The sequence below is a fragment of the Mycoplana sp. 10N416 genome (assembly GCF_056394765.1).
Genome location: NZ_JBFTIM010000008.1, coordinates 283,310 through 307,262, shown reverse-complemented (window position 1 = coordinate 307,262; position 23,953 = coordinate 283,310). Strand labels below are relative to the sequence as shown.

The window sequence follows — 23,953 nt, the reverse complement described above, 5'->3', positions numbered from 1 at the left end:
GATCAAGAGATGACGCCCTATCGGCTGGCGTCCAACCAATACCTCCGGCGATTCGGCAAAAACTGCAGGGTTTTGTAGACAGCAGTACCCTGGACATTGCCCGCTACCGAGTTGGGGGCGGTGGCGAGCTAAGTCTGCAATTGAATGCCTTTCGCTCCCGCGCGGCAGATGCCATCACCCTCGACTACGTTATCGTCTTTGCCAATAAAGCAGATGCGCTCGATAACGCAGTCGGCTGGGTGCATGAACTTACCCATGTCCGGCAGTATCAAGACTGGGGAGTGCAGGGCTTCGCCGTCAGATACATTCGCAGCCATAGCTCGGTTGAACAGGAAGCCCACGACGAAGAAGCGCGCTATATGGCGTGGGTCGACCGGGAATAATCAACCATCATCTTGTTTGGCGACGCTTCGTGGCTTGGGGGAGGGTGACTCTCAACCGCATGATTTCCTTGCTTCCCCTCCATTTTTGATGCTGGTCGCACCCCGCGTTTCCCTATTGCGAGCCGCTTTCCCAGCGGTGTGAAGCCGACCTCATCCCCAATGCTGCCGGAGGACGAAGAACAGGACGATGACGGCCAAGGATGCGGTCATCAGCGTCCGGGTCCGGGACGAAGTCATAGTTTGACGCTCCTCAGTCTCAGCGAGTTGCCGATGACGCTCACCGATGACAGCGCCATCGCGGCCGCAGCGATGATGGGGGACAGGAGGAGGCCGAAGGCGGGATAGAGAACCCCGGCGGCAACGGGAACCCCCAAGGCATTGTAGATGAAGGCAAAAAACAGGTTCTGGCGAATGTTCGACATTGTCGCGTGACTGAGTTGCCGTGCTCGCACGATGCCCTGGAGATCGCCTTTGAGGAGCGTCACCCCGGCGCTTTCGATCGCCACGTCCGTCCCCGTGCCCATCGCGATGCCGACATCGGCAGCCGCAAGCGCGGGCGCGTCGTTGACCCCATCCCCGGCCATGCCGACGATCCGTCCCTCGCTTCGCAACCGCATGACGATCTTGCTCTTGTCCTCCGGAAGCACCTCGGCCTCGACTTCGGTGATGCCGAGCCGACGGGCAACTGCGTGCGCCGTTGTCTTGTTGTCGCCGGTGAGCATGACGACGCGAATTCCTGCCTCGACCAGCGCCTTGACGGCATCCGGTGTCGTCGCCTTGATCGGGTCGGCGATAGCGAAGAGACCGGCCACCCGACCGTCCATGGTCATGAAGATGACGGTGGCCCCTTCGTCGCGCAACTCTTCCGCCTTGCGCGTCATGGAGGAGACGTCGATCCGCTCCTCTTCCATGATCCGGTGACTTCCAAGGATGACGTCGTGGCCGTCGACCTTGCCGGTTACGCCTTTGCCGACAGGGCTGTCGAAATCCTCTGCGCTGCCAATCGGAATGCCGCGTTCTCTGGCGGCATTTACGATCGCAAGGGCAAGGGGGTGCTCGCTGGAGTTCTCCAGTGTGGCGGCGAGGCGGAGCAGTTCGGTCTCGGACAGTTCATCGCTCGGGATGATGGCCGTGACCTTGGGCCGACCCTCGGTGAGCGTTCCCGTCTTGTCGACGACAACGGTATCGACCTTCTCGAACCGCTCGAGGGCTTCAGCGTTCTTGATCAGCACGCCAAGTCGCGCACCACGCCCCACTCCGACCATGATCGACATCGGTGTCGCCAGTCCCAATGCGCAAGGGCATGCGATGATGAGCACGGCGACCGCTGCCACTAGCCCATGCGCGAACCGCGGCTCCGGGCCGAACAGCATCCAGCTTGCAAAGGACACGATCGCGATGACGATCACGACCGGAACGAACCAGCCCGACACTTCATCCGCCAGGCGCTGGATCGGCGCGCGGGACCGTTGAGCATCGGCAACCATTTGTACGATCTGCGATAGGATCGTGTCCCGGCCAACCTTCCCGGCTTCCATGACGAAAGCTCCGGTCTGGTTCATCGTGCTGCCGATCAGTTTGGAGCCGGCGTCCTTGGTCACCGGCATGGATTCGCCGGTGATCATCGACTCGTCGACCGAGCTGCGTCCTTCGAGAAGGGTGCCGTCCACCGGTACTTTCTCTCCCGGGCGAACCCGCAGCCGGTCTCCAACCGTCACGACATCAAGACCGACGTCTTCCTCCGAGCCGTCCGCATTTACCCTGCGGGCGGTCTTGGGAGCCAGGTCGAGCAGGGCGCGGATTGCCCCGCCCGTCTGTTCGCGTGCCCGCAGTTCCAACACCTGTCCAAGCAGGACGAGAACCGTGATGACGGCCGCGGCCTCGAAGTAGACTGCGACGGAGCCTTCGGCAGAGCGGAAGGTTGCGGGAAAGATGCCGGGCGAGATAGTGGCGACCACGCTGTAAAGCCAGGCGACTCCAGTGCCCATCGCAATCAGCGTGAACAGGTTAAGGTGGCGTGTCACCAGAGACTGCCAGCCCCTCTGGAAGAAGGGCCAGCCCGCCCAGAGGACGACGGGCGTCGCCAGTACCATTTGCAGCCAGTTCGACATCTGCGGACCCAGCAGCATGTGCAGGTTTGTCAGATGGGCTCCCATTTCCAGAACAAGAACTGGCAGGGAGAGCACAAGACCAACCCAGAAGCGGCGACGCATGTCCAGGTACTCTTCGCTGGGCCCCGACTCGGCCGTGGCGATCACCGGCTCGAGCGCCATTCCGCAGATCGGGCAGTTACCCGGGCCAATTTGCCTGATCTGCGGATGCATGGGGCAGGTGTAGACCGTGCCCTCCGGCACGGTCTGCGTTGAAGTCGCGCTGGGCTGGTCTGATCCAGAACGATGGCCGTGATGATTGTGTCCGGAGTGTTCGTGCCCCTGTTTTTGGTGCTCATGTGCCATGGCAAGTCTCCGGCTAGATCGCGTTTTCATAGGCAACGAACGACATCATGCCCGTCGCCATGTGGTAGAGATGGTGGCAATGGAACGGCCAGTGTCCAGGGTTTGCCGCATCGAACCGAACGGCAACAGTCGCCATGGGCGGCACGAGCACCGTATCGCGGACCGCTCCGTTGATGCGCTTGCCGTTGATGCCCACCACCTGGAAATGATGGCCGTGCAGGTGCATCGGATGCGCCATCATCGACATGTTCCGCATCACCAATTCGACGCGGTTCCCGGTGGTCACCTCCATCGGGCCATCTGCGGCCCCGATTTCCCAGACGTAGGAGGCCATGTCTCCGGTCAGTGTCAGGGCATATGTCCTATCTACGGCCCGCTCGGCTAGCGGGTTCGCCGCCTGCAGCGCTTCTTCCACCGCCAGATCGAGTACCGGGCCGCTGTCTGCAGCAATCGTAGCGACCTTGGAGATGCTGGCGTCCGCGGTCGCGAGGATGATGCCCGTCCGCTCCTTTGCCCCCTCTCGCAGAGCCAGAATAGGGAATTCCCCAGAATCTGACGGAAGCCGTAGGCGGATGTCGAGCCGCTGCCCCATTGAAACGGGAAAGCGGCTGCCTTGTCGCGGGACGATGTCCATCCCATCGACAGCGATCAGTTCGCCCGGAAGGGTGCCGGTGTCGATGGTGAAGGCGGTCGCTGTCGCGCCGTTGATGATCCGCAGGCGAACGCGCCCTCCCTTTTCGACGGCGACGACTTCCGGATCGTCCAGCGTGCGGTCGTTGGCAAGATAGGCGTCATACTCGATGTCGTTCAGGTCCATGGCTGCCATGCCCGGCATTGTCATGCCCGGCATGTGCCGCTGGTGCATTCCCTCCATGCCTTGCATCATGGACCCCATATCGGGGGCGGCTCCATCATGCCCGGCCATGGCTCCGCTTGAGCCAGGGGCCTTCAGCCCGGCCAACAACTCCTCCGGGGATTTGAAGGAGAAGTCATGCAGCAGGATGACGACTTCCTGTTCGTCACGCGCCAGGTCGGCCGCGGTTCGCACGATCAGCGGGGCCGCGAGCAGCGCTTGCTCCTGAAGCGTATGCGCATGCATCCAGTGCGTGCCGCCCTGGCCAACGGGAAAGAGGTAGTGGCGGTTTTCGCCCGCGGCCAGCAGTTTGGCTGGATTGTCAGGCACCCCGTCCATACCCCATGGGGGCGTCAGTCCATGCCAATGGATCAGCGTGTCTGCGCCCGACTGGTTCAACAGGTTGACGTTGAAGTCGCCTCCGGCGTTGAGGACCAATCCGGGCTTTCCGTCGGCCGTGCCAAGTTGAAATACGGTCGCGGCTTTCCCGTTCACCTCAAGGACGCGCTTGGAGATGGACAGATCGGTTGTTCTATTGCTCGACGCCCGGGCGGCGTTGGACCAGGGATAGTTTGCGATTGGTGCGATGGTGGCTGCGCCAATGGCCAGCGTCTTCAGGAATTGTCGGCGGTGCATTTTGATATCTCTCGATCCTGGTCGGAAACCCGACCTGCTAAAATGGCAGCCCGAGACGGCTCGAGCCGGGTTCATTAAAGCGGGATGGATCGAGGTGGCTCGAATACGTCAGGCGCGGCCTGGCCTGACAGACCGACCATCACGTCGGGAAAGTATGATGAGCTGACGATGTTACTCCACGCCACCGAAGCGGGAGAGGGGACGGCGGCAACACAGGCGGTGCATGCCTTCGCACAGCAAAGCGTATCCTTGAGCGCTTTGCTGTGCTGATGGTCTCCGTCGACGGACCCTTGTTGCGGCGATGCGAGGGCGTGAACGGCAACGCCCTCGGTGTGGCAATCAGCCGACATGGCCTGCGCAGGCGTGTTGAGGAGGAGGCCTGCAACGACTGCGGCCAAAACCAACCTCAACAATGTCACGAACCATTTTTGGCTTACCATCAACTTGGCTCAAACCTCGACGTGGACCGCAAAGTAGGGTGCTTCTCTTTCGCGCGCCCTGACCTTCATCAATATGGGCCATGCCTCCCAGGCGCGGGAGCAGGGGATTGGATGGCGGGTCACGCCCCGTGGCAGCAGCACGAATTCTTGGCGGTGGCCCCATAACCAGCTTCAGTGATCGCGGCGATGAACCTGTCGGCCCCGACTTGGGACTCGATGGACGCCGTTTTTGACTCGAGATCGATTGCGACCTTTGCCCCTGGATCGACCGATTTGACGGCCTTCGTTACCGCGCCGACGCAGTGGCCGCAGGTCATGTCGGGAACATTGAGACGGAACATTGGGATGTCTCCTGATGGGTTTCGCTAGAACCAAAATGGGGCTTCCCACGGTGGGAAGGTCAAGAGCGCTCAGGAATTTATTTGGAAGTGGCGTTTCGGAAGGCGCGTGCGTCCGACCGGCGTGCGTCGCAACGCTTTGGTCATGTCAATCTGCGGCGGAAGCCTCTGCGTTCCATTTCGCGGTGAACGGATCAGCTAGCGCTGCCTCGGGGCGGCTGATTGGATACTTTGTTCCGGAGATGCTTTTCGCCATCTTCTTTGCCCCGTCGCGTTTCAGAAGCTCTCTGAAACTCGGATGCATGCCTCCATCGACATAGGCGGACACCGGGAGAGAAGCCTCGTCAGCAAGCGCGGAGTCGACCCGCTTCCGTTCGGCTTCCATTTTTGCCATGACATTGGCATCAGGCAACGTCATCGCGGCTGGACACGCTGCGAGAGGATCGTTGGGTTCGCCACCCTCGAACTCGGAGTTGAACACGTAACGCCCGCCGCAGACCGACACTTTCGGCTGCTGGCGCGTGATCTCGAACGAATCGTACCCCTCCTTCAGGGTCCGCCAGAACGCCATGTTTTCGTCGCCTCGATGGAGGGCCATGTTCTTGGGCGTCATGCGAAACGGATATGCTTGGACCTGAAACCGTTCCTGCCCCGTGGACAAGGCCTTCTGAGCTATTGCGTAGATCTCGCCGACCCCTTGATCGGTCATCGCGTAGCAACCGGACGAGGAGCACGCTCCGTGTACCATCAGCGCTTCGCCCGAATAGCCGAGCGCCGACTCCAGACGGTTGGGATAGCCCAAATTGAACGAAACATAGTACTGCGACTTCGGGTTAAGCATGCCGGCCGACACATGGTAGAAGCCCTCGGGAGCCTGCCGGTCACCATCCAGTTTCTTGGGACCGAGTTTCCCTGACCAGCGACACATTGGGTAGGTCTTGAACAAGGCGTAGCGTCCGGACCTGTCGACTTTCCAGACCTCAAGCTCGCTTTCCTGCTTGAAGATGCGCACCAGCACCGGGCTTTCGGGCTTCATCTTCCTTTTCGACATCTCCGCCACGGTCTTGCGCGAGAGCTCAGGCGGCGCTCTCGACAGATCATCCAACTCCATGCCGATGCAACCCGAAAGAGTACCACCGATCGCCGTGACCGCCAGCGCATGGCGGATCAGACTGACCGTCGTGTTCAGCAAAGTTGAGGTATATATTTTGGCCGATGCGTTCATGTCGAAAGTTCTGGTGCGCTAAAAATGAGGAGGGCAATCGACGTTCGTGCAACTTCGTTAAGCATTGGTTAAACATGGAAAGCACGCGAGAGTGCATAGGATCATAAAAGCGAACACGCGATGAGACGCCGGTTCGGCCAACGCGCAACTGGAGCTATGCAGCCATGTCAAGTTCTGGATAGTGGCGGAATATGCCTTCCTGGTTGAAGGCTAGTCGTCGTGGCGAAGCAAGATACGCTGCGAGTTTCGGCCTACCTTTTATTGAGCTGTGAAGCCGCGCGAGAAGCGGATAGCGCCGTTCATAATCATTCATGGCTTTCGGAAAAGCATACTTCAACCCTTCGATTATCTGGAACATTGAAAGATCAACGTACGTCGATTTACTGCCGACGAGATAGCCACTTTCGGCCGGATTTTGCTGCACCACACGCTCAAAGTAGGCGAGAAATTTCGGCATGCGGTTATTCCAGAATTCAAACGAACGTGCCTTCGCCTCCGTCTTCTGCTCCTCGTAGTATTTTGAGACCGCGATCGGATGGTGAGTGTCATGTATCTCTGCCACCAAGTCCGTGATCGTCAGTTGAAGTCCATTTGCATACCAACGCAACGCCTCTTCCTTTGGAGCAAGGCCCAGTTTGGGACCAAGGTACAGGAGAATGTTTGCCACGTGAGAAACGATGACGGTTTCATCCTTGAGAAAGGGCGGGGCGAAAGGGAGTTGTCCCTCACTCGGATCACTCAAGAGGCCTAGCATCTCGTTGAGACCGCGGGACGGCTCACGGGTAACGTCGATGTAAGCTGCGTCAGCGTCTTCGAGCGCCAGTCGCACAAACTCGCCGCGGCCCTGAATCCCGTCCCAGTAATACAGTTCGTACGACATCCGACCCGCGGCTCCGTTACTGACTGCGATAGGGGAGAGAGTGCCAGGGATTTGTGGCGTCAGCAGGTCTTGTGCGCAACTGTTCGCGTGTTGACATCCCCAGGACATATCCGATATTCTGGATATATGGATAACGACAAAGCAATCTCCGCGCTTGCCGCACTGGCTCAGACCACCAGACTTGAGACATTCCGGCTTCTCGTCCGGCACGAGCCCGATGGCGTGCCTGCCGGCGAACTCGCCCGCCTTCTCGATGTCCCGCAAAACACCATGTCGGCACATCTCGCCACGCTGTCCCGGGCGGGCCTCGTGACAGGCGAGCGGCAGAGCCGTTCGATTATCTATCGGGCGGACCTTCATCGGCTGCGCGACCTGATCCTCTTCCTATTGAAAGACTGCTGCGGCGGATCGGCCGAACTCTGTGCGCCGCTCATCGCCGAACTTACGCCCTGCTGTGCTCCCGAGGTGACGCAGTCATGAGCGACATCAGGCTGGAGCCAGTCCCGGGAGGCGATCCGGAACTGAAACTGGCGCTGTCGGCTTCCGGTCTTCCAACTGAAGACCTCGAATCCCCGGGGCGTTCGTTCTTCAGGGCGGTTTCCTCTGATGGCGGCACGGTTGGCTACGCTGGCATCGAGGCGTGCGGCGACGCGGTCCTCCTCAGGTCGATGGTCATCTTGCCCGAGCATCGCGGAAGGTCATTGGGGAGATCGCTGGCCCAAGCAACTCTGAAGGCCATCGACGGCAGTACGCCGGTCTTTCTGGCAACGACGGCCGCCGCTCCGTTCTTCGAAGGTTGCGGCTTCATCGTGGTCGAGCGAGGCGATGTTCCGCCAGCCGTTCTCGCGACCCGTCAGCTTTCGGGCATCTGTCCCGCATCGGCCACGATCATGAAACTCAACAGACCTCCGACCTAACCACGGAACACAACCATGACCGACAAAACCTATAACGTGCTCTTCTTGTGCACGGGCAACTCCGCTCGTTCTATTCTCGCTGAATCCATCCTCAACAAGGAAGGCGGCGGGCGTTTCCGGGCGTTCTCCGCAGGCAGCCAGCCGAAGGGCGAAGTCAATCCGCACGCGCTGAAGGAGCTGGACGTCCTCGGCTATCCAGTGACCGGCTTCTCGTCGAAGAGCTGGGATGTCTTTGCCGCACCAGGCGCGCCCGAAATGGACTTCATCGTCACCGTCTGTGATAGCGCGCACGGCGAAGCCTGCCCGGTATGGATAGGACATCCGATGACGGCGCATTGGGGTGTCGAAGACCCGGCTGCGGTTGTCGGCTCCGAGGTCGAAATCCAGCGCGCCTTTGCGACGGCCGCCCGTTTTCTCAAGAACCGCATCATGGCTTTCATCAGCCTTCCGCTGTCATCCATCGACCGTCTGGCGCTCGAAACGAAGCTCAGCCAAATCGGTGCGATGGAAGGCTCAACGGGAACTCATGGAAAGACGGCCTGATGTCCACGTTCGAACGCTACCTCACAATCTGGGTCTTCCTTTGCATCGTTGTCGGCGTCGCCCTCGGCCATCTGATGCCCGGTGTATTCCAGGTCATTGGCGCAGCGGAGATCGCGAAGGTGAACTTGCCTGTCGCTATCCTGATCTGGCTGATGATCATCCCAATGCTCATCAAGATCGACTTCCGCTCGCTGGCTCAGGTCAGCACGTACTGGCGTGGCATCGGCGTGACCCTGTTCATCAACTGGGCCATCAAACCGTTCTCCATGGCGCTGCTCGGATGGATATTCGTAGGCTGGCTGTTCCGTCCTTATCTGCCGGGCGACCAGATCGACTCCTACATCGCAGGCCTGATCATCCTCGCGGCTGCACCCTGTACTGCGATGGTGTTCGTGTGGAGCAACCTGACCCGCGGCGAGCCGTTGTTCACACTTTCCCAGGTCGCCCTGAACGATGCGATCATGGTCGTTGCCTTCGCGCCGATCGTCGGGCTGTTGCTTGGGCTTTCGGCCATAACCGTGCCCTGGGACACGCTCGTTCTGTCGGTCGTCCTGTATATCGTCGTCCCAGTCATCATCGCCCAGGTCCTGAGAGGGCGGCTGACCGCCGACGGCACGACGAAGGCGCTGGACGCCATGCTGGCGAAGCTGCAGCCGCTTTCGCTTGTCGCACTGCTGGCGACCCTCGTTCTCCTCTTCGGCTTCCAGGGCGAGCAGATCATCGCTCAGCCGACGATCATCGCACTGCTGGCTGTTCCCATCCTCATCCAGGTCTATTTCAACTCGGGGCTGGCCTATCTCCTAAACAGGATGTCGGGGGAGCGGCATTGCGTTGCCGGGCCGTCGGCATTGATCGGGGCCAGCAACTTCTTCGAATTGGCGGTCGCGGCTGCCATCAGTCTCTTCGGCTTCCAGTCCGGCGCGGCACTGGCGACCGTCGTCGGCGTGCTCATCGAGGTTCCCGTGATGCTCACGGTCGTCTGGGCCGTGAACCGCACCAAGGGCTGGTACGAGGCGGCACCCGCCGTCTCCAGGAACACAGTCACCGAAAGGGCATGACAATGGACGTCACCATCTATCACAACCCCGCCTGCGGCACGTCCCGCAACACGCTGGAGATTATCCGCGCAGCCGGCATCCAACCGACCGTGATCGAGTATCTCCATTCCCCGCCGTCGCGGGACGAGTTGGCAAGGATGATCTCCGACGCTGGATTGACCATCCGCCAGGCGATCCGCGAGAAGGGCACGCCTTACGCGGAGCTGGGTCTCGATGATCCGAAGCTGACGGACGACCAGTTGCTCGACGCCATGCTGAAGGACCCGATCCTCATCAACCGCCCGTTCGTCGTCACGCCGCTCGGCACCAGGCTCGCGCGCCCATCCGAGGTCGTGCTCGACATCCTGCCGGATGCCTTCAAGGGAGCCTTCTTCAAGGAAGACGGCGAGCAGGTTCTCAACCGGGAGGGCAAGCGCAGTGTCTGAGACCTTCCCCGCCTTGCAGGAGCGGCATCTTCGTCAGCCTGACCTCGACGCATTGCGGCCAGCCTTTTCGACGCACAAGCCGCGCATCCTGATCCTCTACGGCTCGCTCCGGGAGGTGTCCTACAGTCGGCTCCTCGCGCACGAAGCCAGACGTCTTCTCGAACGTCTGGGGTGTGAGGTACGGATGTTCGATCCGAGGGGATTGCCGCTTCCCGACGAGGCCCCGGCCAGCCATCCGAAAGTGCAGGAGCTGCGCGACCTGTCGCAATGGTCGGAAGGCCAGGTGTGGGTCAGCCCCGAGCGCCACGGTGCGATGACAGGTATCATGAAGGCACAGATCGACTGGATTCCGCTGTCGCTCGGATCGATCCGGCCGACGCAAGGCAAGACGCTGGCGATCATGGAAGTCTCCGGTGGCAGCCAGTCCTTCAACGCTCTGAACCAGATGCGCGTCCTCGGACGCTGGATGCGGATGATCACAATCCCGAACCAGTCGTCGGTTGCCAAGGCCTACCAGGAGTTCGACGCCGACGGCAGGATGAAGCCGTCTTCCTACTACGACCGCGTTGTGGATGTCTGCGAGGAACTGGTGAAGTTCACGCTGCTGACGAGGGATTCTTCGGCCTACCTGACCGATCGCTACAGCGAGCGGAAGGAGCGTGCGGCCGAACTCGAAAGGCGGGTGTCGTTGAGGTCGATTTAGTCACCCGCTTTTGCGGGGCTCCGCGTAGACGCAGCCACCGCCATGAAGGCAGCGATGCCGAGCGTGCCAAGCGACGCATTGACGAGCAGGGCCATGGCGATGCCGAGATTTTCCATCGCCGTGGCGAACACAAACGGGGCGGCCGCACCGACTGCCAGCCTCGCCGCTGCCATTTTCCCCGTGATCGCCCCGTAGCCAGCGGACCCGAAGAGATAGAGCGGCAAGCTACCCTGGGCGATGCTGTTGATACCGGACCCGAGGCCAACGAAGACGGCGAACGCCACCGCGCCCGGCAGCCAGTCGCCGGAAATCCCGAGTATGATGACACCGAGGACCATGAGGGTCGCGGAAACGATAGCAAGCGCGGGCGGCGATAGGCTCTTGCCGAAGACCATGTTGATCAGGCGGCTCATGACCTGTGCCGGACCGAACAGCGAACCGATCACCACTGCCGCGCTGCCAAGCCCGATCGCGCCGAGCATCGGCACCATATGCACAAGGATCGCGGCCAGAGTGAAGCCCGAAAGCGAGAAGGCACATGAGACCAGGAGCATACCGCGGCGACGCGCCTCCGGCTCGAGCGCGCCTATGACAACCTCGCGGGTTCTTGTCTGGTCGAGTTTGGAGCCGCTCTTTCCGTCACGCCTGATCCAGTAGTGCAATGGCATGCAGACGAGAAGGTTCAGGGCGGCGAACACCAGATAGATTTCCCGCCAGGACATGTATCCGGTAAGTGTTGCGGCAATCGGCCAGAAGATGGTGGAGGCAAAGCCGCCGATCAGCGTCAGATAGGTGATGCTGCGTGATGCCGTTCGAGGTTCGCTTTCGACCAGCGTCGCGAAGGCGGCCTGATATTGCACCATGCCCGCGGAGACTTCGAGCAGGACAATCGCGAGTGCGAAGATTGCCACGGATGGTGACCAGGCACACAACGCCAACGTGATGGCGGAGAGTGCGGAGCCGATCGTCATGACGGCCGCAGCGCCGACCCTGTCCATGTGTCTGCCTATGAAGGGGGCCGACAGGCCGCCGATGAACAGGGAGACCGAAAAGACGCCGAAGACCTGTTCCAGGCTGATGATCAGGTCCTTGGCCATCGCTGGCGCCAGGATGCTGAAGGAGTAATAGAGAGTGCCGTAGCCAATGATCTGCGTGACACCGAGAGCGGAGACGATACCCGCCGGAACCTTGATGGTGTGCAATGCCGGTTTCCTCGGTGGCCTACGCTTCGCTCGGGCAGCATCCCATCGATCGTTCTACCGATCCACGGATGCCCGAATGTCCTGCGCAGCAATCTTCAATCAGGAAAGTCACCAAGTCGGCAAGTGTGTCGTAATTTGCGCTGTAAACGATCGAACGCGATTCCCGACGCTGGGAGATCAAACCCGCGCGGTCCAACTCCTTGAGGTGGAACGAGACGTTCGATGGGGAGACGCCCATGCGCTCCGCAATAGCGCCGGCCGCCAGACCTTCTGGGCCGGCGACCACCAGTGTCCTGACGGTGGCGAGTCTGGTCTCCTGGGAAAGTGCGGCGAAGGAGGCGAGGGCTTCACGCTCGTCCATATTTCAATAATCCTTTAATCATTGGATCGGAGGATATATGCAACTGAGCGCGATCGGCAATGACCATTCTGACAGAACCGACATCTCGCTTGGGGAATTGCTCGGCAACGCCGCCGAAACACCGGACCTGGCGTTGGTGTTCCTGTACGACGGAAAGCCCGTGAAGCCCGGCTATCACGTGACCGGGGTCAAGATTGGCCAGTTCTCCGCGCTCGACTGCGGAGCGAACCCGGAGGCCTTGGCTATTCGCGGCGGCGTTGAACGGCGTGAAAAACTCCGGTTTGATCGGCATCAAAATCCGCGAGAAACTCGGAATAAAGGTGTACGTCCCAGTGCATCGCAGGCGGATGGATGGGCATTCAAGAATGACGAATCGACCAGCGTCGATTTCGTGCCGGCCGGCTTCTATGAAGGTCCCAGAGACAAAGGAGGTCTTCCCGGATTCTATTGTTAAGCGGACAACGCCAAGGCCGGCTAGCTCTTCCCCGCTTGACACACGCGTGCATCCTGTCACCGTGACCTACGCTTGGAGGGCTTGATATGGATCGTCCGGAAAGTGAAAGCACGCTCATCCCAATGCTCATTGCAGGGCTCTTCCTGATTAGCGTTGGTGGAGCCGTCGTGATGTTGTTTGTCTGAGGTGCGAAAGCCACCCCTTTAACCGCCAATCGAAGATGTTGCCCGTCAATTCGTCCCAAGGCTCGTACGCGAACGCTGATCGCGTTGCTGCGCCCGTTCCCGCGGCTAATGCAGGTGACTGGAAGGTTGGGTCCGGCCTATGGACTGGAGGTATGCCACAATCTGAAGTCGAAGATGGTCACGCCGCCCGTACTTCTCAGAGATCCGCTCCAGTTCCGGCTCGATCGCATCGTAAACCTCGTCCGGGAGATGGGCGTCTGCGATGGCATACGCGTCATCGCCGACGGCGCGAATGTCGCAGCCGGTTGCCAGCACGTCCTGGACGAACTCGGGGATCTGGTCCCCGGTCATTTTCCTCATGGCTTGCCCTCTGATCGCGGCAATCGCTCGCACACGGTCAACTGCCCGGAAAAGCCGTTATGGATGAATTGTATAGCGTCTCGGTTTGTCATGGCGTGGCAAGATGTGGTGGCTGTTGTTTGGATTTCAAAAGAAATTTCTTCAAATCGTTTTGCGAGCACAGGGAACTTTCTGCCTCGATCGTGGTTAGCAGCGCTCAAGCTCGCATCATGATGTTTGCTTGGGCAGGTTCAGGTACACTTGGCACCTGGACACGGTATTGTGTATGAGGCAATCCGGCAGGTCGGCGGCTTCCAGACACCGTCGACCTGTTGCCGACTTCTCTCGCTTCGATGGACTGAACGCTCGGATGCGCAGTTGGACGTTCCGCCTCGTCTTTGCCGGAGGCGAAGCCTGCCCGTGACGTTCGGGCAATTTGCGTAAGCTGGCTCTTTGATCCAGGCGGCGACAGCGTGAACGTCGCGCGGTCATCTGATGTCCGGCTCAGCTTTGAATAAAGAGAAAAACTGTTGCGTGACGCGCCCTGGGCGGCGCGCCGCCTCCTCGGTGCCCGCCTCGCAGCCCCCGTCCTTCTTGCTGGTGTCTAGTATTGGGCGTTTATCGTCCCGCTGCGCATCCCGGTGATTTCCGCGTCGGGTGAGGGCCCTTGATACTGGGCGTAAGACGTGTTGTAGGCGCCGGATTGCGTGGCGCACCCGGACAGTGCGAGAAGCGCCAACACAAGCATGGTGATGGTAGCAGGGTAGGTCATGGGCGTCCTCCGTTGCCGGGCATGTGGCATGCAGCAATCTACCTCTCGTTGCCGATCAGTGGCAAGTGCATCCCAGTGGTCGATAAATCTGCCACATGACAGCCATATGCCATAGCAACCGCCGGCGGGCAGAATTAGCCTGCCCGGTCAATATAACACGACGACGCAATGATATTTATCGGCTGCCGCTTTGGTCCTGCGTCATTTTTTTGCCCATAGGTGGCAGCAATGGATATGGACACCCAACGGGAAAGGGCATTAAGACAGGCCGAATATATATCCGCCGACCGGCCAAACGGTCGCGAGCTTCTGACAGGGCAGCAATGATGGACTATACCGCAGCGCGCATCAAAATGGTCGACAACCAGATCCGGACGACGGACGTCACGTCGCATTCCGTCCTCGAGGCGTTCCTGACGGTGCCGCGTGAAGCGTTCGTGCCGACCGCAGTGAAGCCACTCGCTTACATCGACAACGACATCGAACTTGCACCGGGTCGATATCTGATGTCTCCGTCGCCGCTGGCAAAGCTCATCCAGCTGGCCACGATCAGCAAGGAGGACCTGGTGCTCGAGGTCGGCTGCGGGACTGGCTATGCCTCGGCAATACTGTCGACGCTTGCCGGATCGGTGGTTGCGCTTGAGAGCGACGAGGCGCTTGCAGCGAAAGCCAGCGAGACCCTGGCGGAGCATGGCTATGACAATGTCGCTGTCGTCACCGGCGATCTGGAAAAAGGTTATGGCGCGGAATCGCCCTATGACGTGATTGTCGTTAACGGCTCCGTCGAAACGATTCCGGAGGCGCTGTTTGCTCAGTTGCGCGATGGCGGCCGGCTGGTGGTCGTGCAGGGCTATGGCAACGCCTCGCAGGCTCGGCTGTTCGTCAAGGAGCGCGGTCTCGTCTCCGAGCGCGCCGCCTTCAACACCGCCGTCAAGCCGCTGCCGGGCTTCCGCAAGACTGCCGAGTTCGTGTTCTGAAAAATCGCCGAAAATTCGAGTCGGATTTCAGAAAGGATTTTGTTGTAATTTAGCATGTCGTCACGTGCATCGCGTGCCGACTGACCGTCGCATAAGGGGATTGGGGTTGCGACAGCCCTGTGGAATGTTACTCTGACGCAGGTCGGAATGAAGTGCAATGGTCCCTCAGTACTTGTGCTGAGAGTGGGGAAAAGATACAGGTGACGGCTTGAAGCTTGAGTGTGGCGACCAGTTCGACCGCTGCACTCGCGAAGAAATCATGCGTGTCGCGACACCGGTCGGTGTCGTTGTTGCGTAAAGCGGGACCGGTACGCCGGTCCAGTCTGGAGTTAGTACGTGTCCATGATTCGCAAGACCGCCCTGGCAGCGGCACTCGTTCCCTTCCTGCTGGCGACGACGCATTCGGTGTCGGCCGAAACGATCGCCGGCGCCATGGCGAAGACCTACGCGAACAACCCGGATCTGAACGCCGCGCGGGCCGCGCTGCGCGCCATCGACGAGAACGTGACCATCGCCAAGGCCGCCATGCGCCCACAGGTCAACGGCATCGTGGATGCGACTGCGGCGCGCAGGATTTTTGACAAGTCCACCAGCTCGAGCCCGTTTGTCGCACCCATTAAGAGGACCGACACCTTCAACTCCTCCTACGGCATCTCCATCACGCAGCAGATCTTTGACGGCTTCCAGACGCTAAACCGGGTCCGTTCGGCCGAGGCGAACGTGCTGGCCAACCAGGAAGCGTTGCGTGCGCAGGAAATCTCGATCCTTCTCGCCGCCGTCGAAGCCTACACCAACATCGCCCGCGACCAGGCGATCGTCGTCATCCGCCAGAAGAACCTGGAGTTTCTGCGCGAGCAGCTCAACGCTTCCAAGGCGCGCCTCAATGTCGGCGAGGGGACGCAGACGGACGTGAGCCTGGCCGAGGCGCAGCTCGCCGAGGCCGAGGCCCTACTGGTTTCCGCGCAGGCCGCGCTGAAATCGAGCGAGGCGGTCTATTTCCAGATCGTCGGGGACCAGCCGAAGAACATCAAGCAGCCACCGACGGCCAAGCGCGGGGTTCCGAGGAACCTCGATCAGGCGGTCGCGGCCGGATTGCGCGACAATCCGCAGATCCTCTCGGCGGAACGCAGCGTCGATGCGGCCGGCTACAACGTCAAGGCCGCCGAAGGCACGATGCTGCCGGGCGTTTCCCTTCAGGGCGACGTCTTCAAGTCGGTGAACGACAGCGGCAGCACCAATGACAACGTCGCCGGCAGCATCTCCGCCCGCGTGACTATCCCGCTCTACCAGGGCGGCGCCGAGTACGGTCAGATCCGCCAGGCGAAGGAGCGGCTCGGCCAGCAGCGCATTCTCGTCGATTCGGCGCGTCTTGAGGTGCAGCAGACGATCATTTCGGTCTATACGCAGCTTGAGGCCGCACTTGCGTCGATCAAGGCGAACGAGGCGGAAATCGAAGCCGCGAACCTCGCGCTGAAGGGCGTGATCGAGGAGCGCAACGTCGGCCAGCGGACCACGCTCGACGTGCTGATCGCGCAGCAGACCGTGCTGGATGCGCAGGAGCGGCTTGTGATTTCCCAGCGGATCGCAGTCGTCGCCAGCTATTCGCTCCTTGCGTCGATGGGACGTCTGACGGTCCGCGACCAGGGGCTGCAGGTTGCCGAATATCGCGCCGGCGATCACTATCAAGCCGTCAAGGACAAGTGGTTCGGCCTGCGCACCGTCGACGGCCGCTGATACCCCGCGCATTGGCAGGGCCCACAATTCTGTGCATCACTGTTAAGAGTTGATTCGCGACGATTTTTTTGCCGTCGCGAGTGGCCTATGCTCTTGCTTATTCGCACCGCATCGAACCTCGAATCGTGTTCGGCATCGGCTGCGAATTGCAGTGAACGGGGATGAAAATGGCTCAGCCGAATGTAGCGCGTGAACCCTCGATGGAAGAGATCCTGGCGTCGATCCGCCGGATCATCGAGAGCAACGAGCCCCCCCTTGGTCCCCCACCGGTGCTGGCTTCGACGGCCGACGCCGAAGATGCGTCCAACGAAGACCGCTTCGATGACGAGACGATCGTCGCCGACTTTCACGCGGAGGAGGCCCGCCGCGCCGCTGCAACGAGTGAGATCGAGGTTGTCGACGCGCCCCCGGTTCAGCCAGAACTACGTGCGGCGCAGCCTGCAATGTCGCTGGCCGACGTCGCAGCGCGGGTGCGTGCGGCCTCCGAGCGCAACGGGATGCTGCCGCGTGACGAACATGTCGGCAGGTTCGACCTGGACGTCGACACGCCGGCGCCCCAGCACAACACCAATCCGCTGACGACGGCGCGCATGATGCCATCGGGCGCCGCGGGTATCCGGGCGCAAGACGTCATGCCCGACGAGAACCTTCGGCCATCCGGCGCGAACGAAGCCGACGGCGCCTACGTTGCCGCCGCTGCGCCGGTGTCCGAGGCGGTGTTGCCGGCTGCACCCGTATCCCTCGTGTCGCCGGCCGTGGGTGCGCAGGTCGCCAGTTCTTTCGGCGCGCTGGTCGAGGCCGTGGAGGCCGGCCCGCGCCGGTCATTCGACGAGATTGCCGAGGAAATGCTTCGGCCGATGCTGCAGGAATGGCTCGACGACAACCTGCCGACGTTGGTCGAGCGGTTGGTGCGGGAAGAAATCGCGCGCGTGGCGCGTGGGCCGCGCCGGTAACCGTCCACACAACCATCCCCAGCAGTCCTGCCGGAAAGCGATATTGGTTCAGGATCGCATTTTGCGCGAATTCTGATGCTAACGCATCCTTGGCGGATCCGATGGGGATGCGCCACAAGCAATATAAGCCTGCGCAAGTGTCGACCGATTGCATCGGCCGGATCGCGATCGAAATCGTTCCGGCGCAAGAGGGCAATATCGGCGCAGGCCGATACCGGGCCGCGCCGCGTGGCGTGGCTTTTCTCTTGTGTTGTTGTTGACTTCAATCTGGGCATCCGGTTTAGAACCCGATGACTGCAACAATGGGCGTGGCCAGTAAGATGCTTGAGAAAAACTATGATTCCGCGGCCGTAGAACCGAGAATTGCGAAAATCTGGGAAGACGCGGATGCATTTCGCGCCGGTGCCGGGGCGAAGCCCGGCGCTGAGACCTTCTCGATCGTGATTCCGCCGCCGAACGTGACCGGTTCGCTGCACATGGGCCACGCGCTCAACAACACACTGCAGGACATCATGGTGCGCTTCGAGCGCATGCGCGGCAAGGACGTGCTGTGGCAGCCCGGCATGGACCATGCCGGCATCGCCACCCAGATGGTCGTCGAGCGCAAGTTGATGGAGCAGCAGCAGCATCGCCGCGAGATGGGCCGCGAGGCCTTCATCGAGAAGGTCTGGGAATGGAAGGCCGAGTCCGGCGGCTTGATCTTCAACCAGTTGCGCCGCCTCGGTGCCTCGGCCGACTGGTCGCGCGAGCGCTTCACCATGGACGAGGGTCTCTCGGAGGCCGTTCTCGAGGTCTTCGTCTCGCTCTACAAGGAAGGCCTCATCTACAAGGACAAGCGCCTTGTGAACTGGGACCCGAAGCTTCTGACTGCCATCTCCGACCTCGAGGTCGAGCAAGTCGAGATGAACGGCAACCTGTGGCACCTGCGCTATCCGCTCGAGCCCGGCGTCACCTACCAGCATCCTGTCGCCTTCGATGACGACGGCAAGCCGGTCGAATGGGAGACGCGCGACTATCTGGTCGTTGCGACGACGCGGCCGGAAACGATGCTCGGCGACACCGGCGTCGCCGTCCACCCGGACGACGAGCGCTATCAGGGCATCGTCGGCAAGCACGTCATCCTGCCGATCGTCGGCCGGCGCATTCCGATCGTCGCCGATGAATACCCGGACCCGACGGCCGGAACCGGCGCAGTGAAGATGACGCCCGCCCATGACTTCAACGACTTCGAGGTCGGCAAGCGCCGTGGCCTGCGCGCCATCAACGTCCTGACGATCGAGGGACGCGTCACCATCAAGGACAACGAGGACTTCCTCGAAGGCCTCGAGCATCCCGCAGCGCTGCATGGCGCCTGGGATCAACTGGAGGGCAAGGACCGGTTCGAAGCGCGCAAGCTCATCGTCGAGATCCTCGAGGAGGCGGGGCTCGTCGACAAGATCGAGCCGCACAAGCACACGGTTCCGCACGGCGACCGTGGCGGAGTGCCGATCGAGCCGCGCCTGACCGAGCAGTGGTATGTCGATGCCAAGACGCTGGCAAAGCCGGCGATCGCCTCAGTGCGCGAAGGTCGCACCAAATTCGTGCCGAAGAACTGGGAAAAGACCTATTTCGAGTGGATGGAGAACATCCAGCCGTGGTGCGTCTCGCGCCAGCTGTGGTGGGGCCACCAAATCCCCGCCTGGTACGGCCCGGATGGTCAGGTCTTCGTCGAAAAGACCGAGGAAGAGGCGCTGCACGCCGCGATCCAGCACTACATCGCCCATGAAGGCCCGTGGAAGGCCTGGGTCGAGGAGAAGCTGGAGAATTTCGCGCCTGGCGAGATCCTGACCCGCGACGAGGACGTGCTCGATACCTGGTTCTCGTCCGCGCTGTGGCCGTTCTCCACGCTCGGCTGGCCGAAGGAGACGCCGGATCTCGATCGCTACTACCAGACCGACGTGCTCGTCACCGGCTTCGACATCATCTTCTTCTGGGTCGCCCGGATGATGATGATGGGACTGCACTTCATGAAGGACGAAGTCGGCAACCCGGTGGAGCCGTTCCACACTGTCTATGTCCACGCGCTGGTCCGCGACAAGAACGGGCAGAAGATGTCGAAGTCCAAGGGCAACGTCATCGACCCGCTCGAGCTCATCGACGAGTACGGCGCCGACGCGCTGCGGTTCACGCTGGCGATCATGGCCGCGCAGGGCCGCGACGTGAAGCTCGACCCGGCGCGGATCGCCGGCTATCGCAATTTCGGCACGAAGCTCTGGAACGCCACGCGGTTTGCCGAGATGAACGGCGTGAAGGCCGATCCGCAGTTCGTACCGGAAGCCGTCTCGCTGACGATCAACCGCTGGATCCTTACTGAACTCGCCCGGACCGCCCGCGACGTGACGGAAGCGATCGAGAACTATCGCTTCAACGATGCGGCCGGGTCTCTCTATCGCTTCATCTGGAACCAGTTCTGTGACTGGTACCTCGAACTGCTCAAGCCCGTCTTTAGCGGCGAGGACGAGGGCGCGAAGGCGGAATCGCAGGCCTGTGCGGCCTACGTCCTTGAGGAGACCTACAAGCTTCTCCACCCGTTCATGCCCTTCATGACCGAGGAGCTCTGGGCGCACACGGCAAGCGAGGACAGCGAGCGGATCGGTTTGATTTGCCATGCCGAATGGCCGTCCCCCGCCTATGGCGACGACGCAGCCGCCGACGAGATCAACTGGCTGGTCGATCTCGTCTCGGGCATCCGCTCCGCGCGCGCCGAAATGAACGTTCCCCCGGCCGCCGTGGCGCCGCTCGTCGTCGTCGGCGCAAACGCGCAGACCCGGACCCGCTTGGAGCGTCATGATTCGGCGATCCGCAGGCTGGCCCGCGTCGATGCGATCACGCTCGCCGACGACGCGCCGAAAGGGTCTGCGCAGATCGTGGTCGGCGAGGCGACGGCCTGCCTGCCGCTCGGCAGCCTGATCGATCTCGCCGCTGAATCTGTTCGCCTGGAGAAGGCGATCGCCAAGGCGGGCGCGGAAGCGGATCGCATCCGCGGCAAGCTGTCGAATGACAAGTTCGTCGCCAACGCGAAGCCGGAGGTCGTCGAGGCCGAGCGCGAAAGGCTTGCGGAGCTGGAGCAGCAACTGTCGACCCTCGGCATTGCACTTGCCCGAGTCGCCGAGGCCGGCTGAGTCGATCAGAGTCGCTATCTTTGCGGGAACAATGCAACCGCGCCGTTCGATGGCGCGGTTGTGTTTTGTTAGGCCAGACCAAAACTGTCTATGTGGTCGAAATGTGACACGCCGCCGATGGTTTGGAATGCAATACCTCAGTTTTGGGCATTGCGCTGATGTCAGGCGAATAGATTTCTACGACAGTGCAATTCCGGCTGCGCTGGGAAGAGCTTACGTTATTCAGTTCGTCTCCTCAGGGCGACTTGCGCAATTCGCCCGTTTGCAAATCCGCGCGCACTTTCCGATAGTCCGGCCACTGCGACGGTTTCGGGGACCTGGCCGGCGCGGTGATGCCAAGGGGACTTTCATGCACAGAAATACACTGACGGCAGGCGCGCTGGGGCTTGCGGCATTCGCCCTGTCTAGCACGGCACTTGCAGGCGGCCTGGAACGTCACGGCTATGACGTCGACCTGTTGTTCGAGAAATCGCCCTACGTGTTCGATGGCACGGTGACCTATGTCATGCCAAACCGCGAGCTCAAGAACGCGGTGGATCATAGCGTTCCGGCAGGAAATCCGACCAATCTCAACAACATCGGCACTTATTCGACCTCCGCGGACGGGGCTCAAAACTACGTCGATCCTTATGTCGGCGCGAAAGCGGCAATCGGCGACTCGATCGACTGCATGATCGACTATTCGGAGCCATGGGGCGCCAACGCCAATCCGGGGCGCTTTTGGACCGGCGCCAAGGATATGACCGAGATCGAGGTGTTCAGTCGCAATTATGGCGGCACCTGCTCCTACAGGTTCGATGCCGGTCCGGGACAGTTCCGGGTGATCGGTGGCGGCTTCTACCAGGAGATCGGCGGCCACAAGGAGGCTGTGGTGTTCGCGCCGGAAATACTGCCGGCGCTCGGGGCGGAGCTTGGAGGATTGGACTTTTCCGGCTTCAGCGGGCTTGGCCGGCTCGAGGGTATGGAGGATCGCAGCGGCGGATGGCGATTGGGGATCGGCTACGAAATCCCGGAATATGCAATGCGCGCCAGCCTCGTATACAACAGCAGGGTCAAGTATGACAGCATTGGTGGAACGCTGAACCTGACCGGTGTTCCAGCGGCTACGGCCTTGCTGGAACCAAACTTGCTCAAACGGGCCGTCTATGAGCGTGTATTCGGACAGAAAACCCCGGTAACGGGTTCAGCGACCTTGCCGGATTCGCTGGAACTGAAGCTGCAATCCGGTATTGCGCCCGACTGGCTGGCCTTCGGTTCTGTCAAATGGACGAACTGGAGCCTGCTGCAGACGGTGGCATTCACCTGCGACGGCAGTGCCGCCTTCTGTGGCAATGCGACTGGTGTGCCGCTGACCGCCCTCGACCTCTTCTATCGCGATGGCTGGACCGTGACGGGCGGCGTCGGCCACAAGTTCAACGAACAGTGGAGTGGCGGGGCGAGCCTGACCTGGGACCGCGGCACGAGCACCGTGACCGGATCGAATTCCGACAGCTGGACCGTCGGGCTTGGTACGGCCTATACGCCCACCGAGAACGTCGAACTGCGTTTTGCCGGCGCCCTCGGCATCCTGACCAGCGGCGAGTCCAATCCGACCAGCATGACCACCGCCAGCTACGAGTACGGCACCGACTTGGTCTCGGCCCTGTCGGCCGAGTTGAAGGTCAAGTTCTGACCTACTGCACATTGCTGCGATGAGGTCCGGGTCATACCCGGGCCTTTTTTTTATTCGATGCTCTGGGGCAAGGCGCAAAGAACGCGGCGCGGCAGGGCGGGTTCGCCTTCCGGTGTCTGTGCCGATTTGGCAACACATTCTTTGCGATAGTTTGCTAGACAGGAACGGCGGACCGATCTGTCCATTTCCCGCCACAAACGGGGAGCAGCGATAGGCCCGAGAGCGCGCTGGATAGGCGCGGAAGGAAACCATGAACCGAGTGGTGCCATTGGTGAGGTCATTGTTGACAAGATTGCCGGAGGAACGCGGATGGTGCGTTGCATCGGCAAGGCGAGTGGCATGTCCCCCGGCGCGCGTTCGGGACATGGGTAGCCTTCTTCAAGTCACTGTTTGCCCTTTGGAAAACCGCATCCATTCCGGCAAGGGGTAGGGCGGAAGATAGTTGTAGCCATGTCCAAGTCTGCGTCACTTTCGATACAATGTCTGGCCTTTGGTCTCTGTCTGTCTTTGGGCAACGGGCTGACGGCGACGGGCGCTCACGCCTTCGACCCGGCATCGGGCGTGAACAAGGAGAGCCGGCCGTTCGACCTCTTCAAGTTCGGCTTCTTTTCCTACAAGGAAGGCCGCAAGGAAGATGCCATCGAAGCCTATCGCTATGCGGCCGAGAAGGGTCACACCGGGTCGCGCTGGGCGCTCGCCAACATGTATGCCGACGGCGACGGCGTGGCCGAGAACGATCTCGAGGCCTTCAAGATGTACAGCGCGATTGCCAACCAGGGCGTGGAGCCCGGGTCCGACGACACCGGCTTTTTCGCCAATGCGCTCATCGCGCTTGCCGGTTACTACCGGCGTGGCATCCCGGATACGCCGGTAAAGGTCGACCTGGGACAGGCGCGACAGCTCTATTTCCAGGCCGCGTCGACGTTCGGCATTCCGGAGGCGCAGTTCGAGCTGGCGCGCATGATCCTGTCCGGAGAGGGCGGCACGGCCAACGTCCATCAGGCCAAGAAGTGGCTCAACAGGGCCCAGAAGCACGGCCATGCCGGTGCCATGGGCCTGCTCGGCAATCTGATCTTCCAGGAAGGGCAGTCGGCCCGCGGCCTGGCCATGATGACCACCGCCCTCGACAATTGCGCCCCGAAGGATTGCTCCTGGCTGCAGGAGATGCAGGAGCAGGCCTTCTCGCTCGCCAGCGAAAAGGACCGCCGCGCAGCGGTCTCGATGACGCAGGAGATAAAGCAGGGCGTCAATTAGGCTCAGGGCCCGGTCCCGGTCTCCGACAGCCG

General features: G+C 61.2%; 23 protein-coding genes. 14 read left to right on the top strand and 9 right to left on the bottom strand.

What is annotated here, in order from left to right:
- A partial coding sequence (locus AC1DDS_RS18180; protein ID WP_477480160.1) for an eCIS core domain-containing protein occupies positions 1-383 on the top strand: 383 nt, incomplete at its 5' end.
- Positions 384-616: 233 nt separating this feature from the next.
- Here AC1DDS_RS18180 and AC1DDS_RS18175 read toward each other — a convergent pair.
- From AC1DDS_RS18175 to AC1DDS_RS18155, 5 genes are all read right to left on the bottom strand, one after another.
- The gene (locus AC1DDS_RS18175; protein WP_477480159.1) at positions 617-2,839 is read right to left on the bottom strand and encodes a copper-transporting P-type ATPase; all 2,223 of its coding nucleotides are present in this window, start codon (positions 2,837-2,839) and stop codon (positions 617-619) included.
- Positions 2,840-2,852: 13 nt separating this feature from the next.
- Complete coding sequence (locus AC1DDS_RS18170; protein ID WP_477480158.1) at positions 2,853-4,328, bottom strand: multicopper oxidase family protein; 1,476 nt, start codon at positions 4,326-4,328, stop codon at positions 2,853-2,855.
- A 559-nt stretch (positions 4,329-4,887) separates the two neighbouring features.
- A complete protein-coding gene (locus AC1DDS_RS18165) occupies positions 4,888-5,109 on the bottom strand; it encodes a heavy-metal-associated domain-containing protein (RefSeq protein ID WP_310421246.1) in 222 nt (73 codons plus the stop codon).
- Between the two features lie 145 nt (positions 5,110-5,254).
- Positions 5,255-6,331: a hypothetical protein gene (locus AC1DDS_RS18160; RefSeq protein ID WP_477480157.1), complete on the bottom strand. Its 1,077-nt coding sequence runs from the start codon at positions 6,329-6,331 to the stop codon at positions 5,255-5,257.
- Between the two features lie 154 nt (positions 6,332-6,485).
- On the bottom strand, positions 6,486-7,211 hold the full coding sequence (locus AC1DDS_RS18155; RefSeq protein ID WP_477480156.1) for a glutathione S-transferase: 726 nt from the start codon (positions 7,209-7,211) through the stop codon (positions 6,486-6,488).
- 126 nt (positions 7,212-7,337) lie between these two features.
- Here AC1DDS_RS18155 and AC1DDS_RS18150 point away from each other — a divergent pair, with 126 nt between their 5' ends.
- Genes AC1DDS_RS18150 through arsH form a run of 6 tightly spaced genes read left to right on the top strand, consistent with a single transcriptional unit; the run spans position 7,338 to position 10,857 of the window.
- Positions 7,338-7,691 carry an ArsR/SmtB family transcription factor gene (locus AC1DDS_RS18150; protein ID WP_477480155.1) on the top strand — a complete coding sequence of 118 codons (354 nt, stop codon included), beginning with the start codon at positions 7,338-7,340 and terminating at the stop codon, positions 7,689-7,691.
- On the top strand, positions 7,688-8,128 hold the full coding sequence (arsN2, locus tag AC1DDS_RS18145; RefSeq protein WP_477480154.1) for an arsenic resistance N-acetyltransferase ArsN2: 441 nt from the start codon (positions 7,688-7,690) through the stop codon (positions 8,126-8,128). Before AC1DDS_RS18150 ends, arsN2 begins: the two co-directional genes overlap by 4 nt.
- 15 nt (positions 8,129-8,143) lie before the next feature.
- Complete coding sequence (locus AC1DDS_RS18140; RefSeq protein ID WP_477480153.1) at positions 8,144-8,671, top strand: arsenate reductase ArsC; 528 nt, start codon at positions 8,144-8,146, stop codon at positions 8,669-8,671.
- A complete protein-coding gene (gene arsB / locus AC1DDS_RS18135; RefSeq protein WP_477480152.1) occupies positions 8,671-9,729 on the top strand; it encodes an ACR3 family arsenite efflux transporter in 1,059 nt (352 codons plus the stop codon). The genes AC1DDS_RS18140 and arsB overlap by 1 nt, the downstream gene beginning before the upstream one ends.
- 2 nt (positions 9,730-9,731) lie before the next feature.
- Positions 9,732-10,154, top strand: coding sequence for an arsenate reductase (glutaredoxin) (arsC, locus tag AC1DDS_RS18130; protein ID WP_477480151.1), 423 nt, complete (start codon positions 9,732-9,734; stop codon positions 10,152-10,154).
- Positions 10,081-10,857 carry an arsenical resistance protein ArsH gene (gene arsH / locus AC1DDS_RS18125; protein WP_477480150.1) on the top strand — a complete coding sequence of 259 codons (777 nt, stop codon included), beginning with the start codon at positions 10,081-10,083 and terminating at the stop codon, positions 10,855-10,857. Before arsC ends, arsH begins: the two co-directional genes overlap by 74 nt.
- Here arsH and arsK read toward each other — a convergent pair.
- Complete coding sequence (gene arsK / locus AC1DDS_RS18120; RefSeq protein ID WP_477480149.1) at positions 10,854-12,059, bottom strand: arsenite efflux MFS transporter ArsK; 1,206 nt, start codon at positions 12,057-12,059, stop codon at positions 10,854-10,856. The two genes, arsH and arsK, sit on opposite strands and share 4 nt — an antisense overlap.
- A 19-nt stretch (positions 12,060-12,078) precedes the next feature.
- Complete coding sequence (locus AC1DDS_RS18115; protein WP_477480148.1) at positions 12,079-12,420, bottom strand: ArsR/SmtB family transcription factor; 342 nt, start codon at positions 12,418-12,420, stop codon at positions 12,079-12,081.
- A 43-nt stretch (positions 12,421-12,463) separates the two neighbouring features.
- Between AC1DDS_RS18115 and AC1DDS_RS18110 the strand changes: the two genes are divergently transcribed.
- On the top strand, positions 12,464-12,874 hold the full coding sequence (locus AC1DDS_RS18110; protein WP_477480174.1) for a hypothetical protein: 411 nt from the start codon (positions 12,464-12,466) through the stop codon (positions 12,872-12,874).
- A gap of 290 nt (positions 12,875-13,164) precedes the next feature.
- Here AC1DDS_RS18110 and AC1DDS_RS18105 read toward each other — a convergent pair whose 3' ends face one another.
- Positions 13,165-13,419, bottom strand: coding sequence for a hypothetical protein (locus AC1DDS_RS18105; protein WP_477480147.1), 255 nt, complete (start codon positions 13,417-13,419; stop codon positions 13,165-13,167).
- A 583-nt stretch (positions 13,420-14,002) separates the two neighbouring features.
- On the bottom strand, positions 14,003-14,170 hold the full coding sequence (locus AC1DDS_RS18100) for a hypothetical protein (protein WP_310421226.1): 168 nt from the start codon (positions 14,168-14,170) through the stop codon (positions 14,003-14,005).
- 326 nt (positions 14,171-14,496) lie between these two features.
- Between AC1DDS_RS18100 and AC1DDS_RS18095 the strand changes: the two genes are divergently transcribed.
- The 6 genes from AC1DDS_RS18095 (at position 14,497) to exoR (ending at position 23,921) form a co-directional block, all read left to right on the top strand.
- The gene (locus AC1DDS_RS18095) at positions 14,497-15,147 is read left to right on the top strand and encodes a protein-L-isoaspartate O-methyltransferase family protein (RefSeq protein WP_477480146.1); all 651 of its coding nucleotides are present in this window, start codon (positions 14,497-14,499) and stop codon (positions 15,145-15,147) included.
- A 342-nt stretch (positions 15,148-15,489) separates the two neighbouring features.
- Complete coding sequence (locus tag AC1DDS_RS18090; protein WP_477480173.1) at positions 15,490-16,881, top strand: TolC family outer membrane protein; 1,392 nt, start codon at positions 15,490-15,492, stop codon at positions 16,879-16,881.
- 167 nt (positions 16,882-17,048) lie between these two features.
- Positions 17,049-17,834 carry a PopZ family protein gene (locus AC1DDS_RS18085; protein ID WP_477480145.1) on the top strand — a complete coding sequence of 262 codons (786 nt, stop codon included), beginning with the start codon at positions 17,049-17,051 and terminating at the stop codon, positions 17,832-17,834.
- A 320-nt stretch (positions 17,835-18,154) separates the two neighbouring features.
- Positions 18,155-20,995, top strand: a complete 2,841-nt coding sequence (locus AC1DDS_RS18080; RefSeq protein WP_477480144.1) for a valine--tRNA ligase — start codon at positions 18,155-18,157, stop codon at positions 20,993-20,995.
- Between the two features lie 349 nt (positions 20,996-21,344).
- Entirely contained in the window at positions 21,345-22,667 is a 1,323-nt protein-coding gene (locus tag AC1DDS_RS18075; RefSeq protein ID WP_477480143.1) for an outer membrane protein transport protein, read from the top strand.
- A gap of 450 nt (positions 22,668-23,117) precedes the next feature.
- A complete protein-coding gene (gene exoR, locus AC1DDS_RS18070) occupies positions 23,118-23,921 on the top strand; it encodes an exopolysaccharide production regulator ExoR (RefSeq protein WP_477480142.1) in 804 nt (267 codons plus the stop codon).
- Positions 23,922-23,953: the final 32 nt, after the last annotated feature.

Bases quoted from the DNA above. Each gene is read 5' to 3' on its own strand.
- AC1DDS_RS18105 (WP_477480147.1), bottom strand. From the start codon at position 13,419: ATGAGGAAAATGACCGGGGACCAGATCCCCGAGTTCGTCCAGGACGTG.
- AC1DDS_RS18155 (WP_477480156.1), bottom strand. From the start codon at position 7,211: ATGTCGTACGAACTGTATTACTGGGACGGGATTCAGGGCCGCGGCGAG.
- AC1DDS_RS18165 (WP_310421246.1), bottom strand. From the start codon at position 5,109: ATGTTCCGTCTCAATGTTCCCGACATGACCTGCGGCCACTGCGTCGGC.
- arsC (WP_477480151.1), top strand. From the start codon at position 9,732: ATGGACGTCACCATCTATCACAACCCCGCCTGCGGCACGTCCCGCAAC.
- AC1DDS_RS18140 (WP_477480153.1), top strand. From the start codon at position 8,144: ATGACCGACAAAACCTATAACGTGCTCTTCTTGTGCACGGGCAACTCC.
- AC1DDS_RS18160 (WP_477480157.1), bottom strand. From the start codon at position 6,331: ATGAACGCATCGGCCAAAATATATACCTCAACTTTGCTGAACACGACG.
- arsN2 (WP_477480154.1), top strand. From the start codon at position 7,688: ATGAGCGACATCAGGCTGGAGCCAGTCCCGGGAGGCGATCCGGAACTG.
- AC1DDS_RS18175 (WP_477480159.1), bottom strand. From the start codon at position 2,839: ATGGCACATGAGCACCAAAAACAGGGGCACGAACACTCCGGACACAAT.
- AC1DDS_RS18150 (WP_477480155.1), top strand. From the start codon at position 7,338: ATGGATAACGACAAAGCAATCTCCGCGCTTGCCGCACTGGCTCAGACC.
- AC1DDS_RS18090 (WP_477480173.1), top strand. From the start codon at position 15,490: ATGATTCGCAAGACCGCCCTGGCAGCGGCACTCGTTCCCTTCCTGCTG.
- arsB (WP_477480152.1), top strand. From the start codon at position 8,671: ATGTCCACGTTCGAACGCTACCTCACAATCTGGGTCTTCCTTTGCATC.
- arsH (WP_477480150.1), top strand. From the start codon at position 10,081: ATGCCTTCAAGGGAGCCTTCTTCAAGGAAGACGGCGAGCAGGTTCTCA.
- AC1DDS_RS18100 (WP_310421226.1), bottom strand. From the start codon at position 14,170: ATGACCTACCCTGCTACCATCACCATGCTTGTGTTGGCGCTTCTCGCA.
- AC1DDS_RS18170 (WP_477480158.1), bottom strand. From the start codon at position 4,328: ATGCACCGCCGACAATTCCTGAAGACGCTGGCCATTGGCGCAGCCACC.
- AC1DDS_RS18085 (WP_477480145.1), top strand. From the start codon at position 17,049: ATGGCTCAGCCGAATGTAGCGCGTGAACCCTCGATGGAAGAGATCCTG.
- AC1DDS_RS18095 (WP_477480146.1), top strand. From the start codon at position 14,497: ATGGACTATACCGCAGCGCGCATCAAAATGGTCGACAACCAGATCCGG.
- AC1DDS_RS18075 (WP_477480143.1), top strand. From the start codon at position 21,345: ATGCACAGAAATACACTGACGGCAGGCGCGCTGGGGCTTGCGGCATTC.
- AC1DDS_RS18080 (WP_477480144.1), top strand. From the start codon at position 18,155: ATGCTTGAGAAAAACTATGATTCCGCGGCCGTAGAACCGAGAATTGCG.
- exoR (WP_477480142.1), top strand. From the start codon at position 23,118: ATGTCCAAGTCTGCGTCACTTTCGATACAATGTCTGGCCTTTGGTCTC.
- AC1DDS_RS18115 (WP_477480148.1), bottom strand. From the start codon at position 12,420: ATGGACGAGCGTGAAGCCCTCGCCTCCTTCGCCGCACTTTCCCAGGAG.